Here is a 3547-nt window from a genome sequence, read left to right on the forward strand (position 1 = left end):
GGCAGAGCACTGCGGCCGGCCTCGTCCAGCCTCACCAGGCGCACGTCGGGGCGCTCGCAGAAGCGGCGGAAGTAACGCGGGTCCGCCGAGGTGAAGGTGGCATTGATAGCCTGATTGGGGTCCCCGACGCGCACCCAGTTGTGATGCGCCGCGCTCAGCAGGGCCAGGATTTTCTCCTGCAGAGGAGAGCTGTCCTGGGCTTCATCCTCCAGGATATAGGGCCAGCGCTGTTGGAGCCGGCGCAGGAGCGCCGGGTTTTTCTGGAGCAGGTCATACGCCAACCACACCAGGTCGTCGAAGTCCAGGGAGGCCCGCTGGTTGAGGTACTGCTGATACTCGGCGTACATTTCTGTGCCCAGCACGGCGAGCCGCACCACCGGCCCGTCGGAGACGCCGGCCAGCCGGCGCATCAGCTCCTCGGGGCGCAGACGCATCATCTTCGCGGTGCGGATGGTCGTGGTCGCCAAGTCCTGCATCACCCTGCGCAGGTCCGACTCGGAGACCTCCTCCGACAGTCTCAGCGCCTCCAAAATGGCGGTGCGGTTGTGGGCCATAAAGCGCGCGACGGCGCTCGCCACCCCGCGATGAAACTCGACCTCGCCCAGGATGTCATATTCGGGGTCCAGGCCGACATCGCCCGGCGCCTGCTGGACGATCCAGTGGGACAGGCTGTGGAGGGTGCGCACATCGTAGCCGGCATGCTGGGGCAGGCCGCGCTCGCGCAGGAAGCCGGCGATCTTGCTCTTGAAGTTGGCCACCGCGGCATTGGAGAAGGTGACGATGAGCACCTGGGGCAGTTCCAGTTCCTCGCCGGCGGCCTGCTCATTGGCCGATCGGGCGCGCTCTTGCTGAAGCCGCCGGCGCAGGCTCCGCTCCTCCAGCCGGCCGAACCCGTGGCGCTCGATCAGCTCCACTGCCAGCAGGGACAGGGTGGTAGTTTTGCCACTGCCGGGCACGGCGGAGACCGCCATGTAGCCGCCGGTATATGTCATGACCTTCTGCTGGGAGCGGCGCAACTGCATCATGGCTGAACCTCCCCGGCCAGGACGCGCAGGGCGGTGGTGAGGAAGGGACCGTCCTGCACCAACCCAATGGAGCTGATGTCACTGGCGCAGAGGTAGGCCCGCCGGCGACAGCGCCGCGCCAGGCCCTCGACCATGCGCACCATCAGGCGGTTACGCAGGGCCAGGTCATGGTCCATATCCCATGTCTGGCCGGCCTGCCAGCGCCGCGACAGCACGATGGGGTTCGTCAGCGGCTGGTGAGGAGGCCGCCACCATTCCGGGGCACCCACATCCACCCAGAAATGGACGTCGGAGCTGTGATTTTCCAGCAGATAGGCGTAGACCGGAGCGATCAGCACCGCCGGCGCGTCCGCCTCCTGCGCACGCTCGATATAGCGCGCGGCGACCACGCCCTGGTCTATCATCTCCAGGTAATGCCGGCCCAATTGGGGCGATTCCGGCTCCAGGCCACCCAGGGCCGGCGCGGCCCAGCGGAATTTGCGCGCGGATTCCATCAGGCGGGAGCAGGCGCGGTGGGCGTCCAGGTTTTCCGGGGGCCAGAAGCCTTTGGCGCAGAGCACTTCCTCGAAGAAGCGACTGAGGAAGCGGTCAAGGGACAGCGGCTGGCCGGCAATGTACTCTTTTATCCATTGGTACAGCTCCTGGTAGCGCTCGACGGCGGCGAAGCCGATGCGCTCGCGCAGGTGGGGGTCCAGCTCGCCGGCGTCCTTCAGGCCGGCGCGTGGCTCATACAGGACGGAGACCAGCAGGGCGGCGCGCACCAGGTCAAGGTCCGGGATAAGCTGGGACAGCGCCTCAGCCACCTCCTGCGGTTGGGGGAAACGTTCCCATTCCGGATGAGCGAGGGCCGACAGCGTGAGTAGGGCGCGCACCACGGCATCGTCGCGGAAGCTGGTCCAGCGGCGCAGGATGCGGAAGGGGATGCCGTGGGAGCGCAGGGCTTCCTGCAGGCCGAAGCGCAGGACGCCGTCCACATACGGCGCGATGATGGCGATTTCCGCCGGCGGCACGCCGCTTTCCACCAGCGCGGCGGCCTGCTGGCCCACCCAGCGGATCATATCGGAGCGGTAGGTGGTCTGATAGAGGTGGATGTGATCGCGCAGGGCTTCTGCGGACGGCTCCGGTTCGGTTCTGCCTTCCAGGAGGATGCCGGCCAGCCGGCTGGCGAAGCCGGCGATCTGCCGATTGGGCACGAAGGCATCGTCCAGGTCTACCGCGTGCCGGCAGGCTTGGCGCAGGTCCCATGCCCCTTCCGGGTCCACGCCCAGCAGGATGCGGTAGCCGCCGCCGATGTCATAGGCCAGCACAGCGGAATCACATACCTTCAGCATGCGCCGGATGAGGTCCTGCTCCACCGGCACGGTTTCCTCGACATTGTCCACGATGAGATGGCGGAAGTGGCGCGAGAAAAAGGCCCAGAAGATCGGATTGGGGAGCAGGTAGCGGTGGAAGACCTCGATGACCAGGGATACGTCGAGCGCGTTGCGCTCCAGACAGAGCCGGCGGAAGCGCGTCAGGCACTCCTGCGCCTGCCAATAGAGCGCTTCGCTGGCGGTGGGATTGGCCTGGGCCAGGCGCTCGCGAATTTCGGTGTAGGGAAAATCGTTGATGGCGGCTTTGTTCAGGTTGTCCAGCAGTTGGGAGGTCAGCCGGCGGGGCCGCACCCGCACGTCATGGAAATAGGCGTGCTCATCCATGAGCGGCTGGATGACCTGGTACATGAGGAACTGGGCGGTCTCGTAGGTCAGGAACACCGGATCGCGCTCCGGGTGGGCGAAGCCGGCCTCGGCGGCGATCGCCGGCCAGAACAGGTCCACCATGCGGCGGGCGAGGCCGTAATAAGTGGTGATGGTGGGCCGGCCGTGCGGTACCAGCGCCTGGCGGGTCAGCATGGACTCGATATGGTCGCGCAGGCCGCGGTCGGGCACCAGAAAGAGGACGGATTCGCCGCGCACCGGCAGTTGGAGGAGGTGAAGCAGGCGGTGCCAGAGCGCGGTGCTTTTGCCGGCGCCGATGGGGCCGGCGACAAAAAGGGTGTCATTGTCCTGACAGGGCCTCTGCACGATGTCCAACTGCTGGGGTGTTAGCTCCATAAGGTCGCGCATGGACTGCACCTCTCAATCCAGCCGGCGCTGTACGACGGAATAGGCCACGCCGGCGATGACTGTCCCCAGCAGGAGAATGGCTCCTGCATCCGGCAGGACATCCGCCAGAGCCGCTCCCTTCAGCATCACCTGCCGCAGTAACGTCATGTAATGCTGAAGGGGGAACAGGTATGAGACCTGCCTCAACAGCAGGGGCAGGTTCTCTGTCGGGACCAGGTACCCGGAAAAGGCCACGTTCAGCACGCCGATGAGGAACACCAGCAGGAGCGACTGTTGCTGACTGCGCGCCACGCTGGAGATGATCAGCCCCATGCCCATCTCGGCGCTGATGTACAGCGCCGTCAGCCCCAACAGGAGCGCCAGCGAGCCGCGCATAGGCACCTGATAGACGCGGGTGACGACCAAGAGCATGAGCAG

The 3547-nt window shown here is 66.1% G+C and carries 3 protein-coding genes; all 3 read right to left on the minus strand.

From position 1 onward, the window contains the following. The coding region (locus H5T60_12780) for an ATP-dependent helicase (GenBank protein MBC7243303.1) at positions 1-1025 on the minus strand (1025 nt) is incomplete at its 3' end. Next, positions 1022-3130, minus strand: coding sequence for an ATP-dependent helicase (locus tag H5T60_12785; GenBank protein MBC7243304.1), 2109 nt, complete (start codon positions 3128-3130; stop codon positions 1022-1024). The genes H5T60_12785 and H5T60_12780, both read right to left, overlap by 4 nt. A gap of 12 nt (positions 3131-3142) precedes the next feature. Beyond that, on the minus strand, positions 3143-3547 hold a 405-nt coding region (locus H5T60_12790; protein ID MBC7243305.1), incomplete at its 5' end, for an ABC transporter permease.

Source organism: Anaerolineae bacterium (assembly GCA_014360855.1).
Classification (GTDB): domain Bacteria; phylum Chloroflexota; class Anaerolineae; order JACIWP01; family JACIWP01; genus JACIWP01.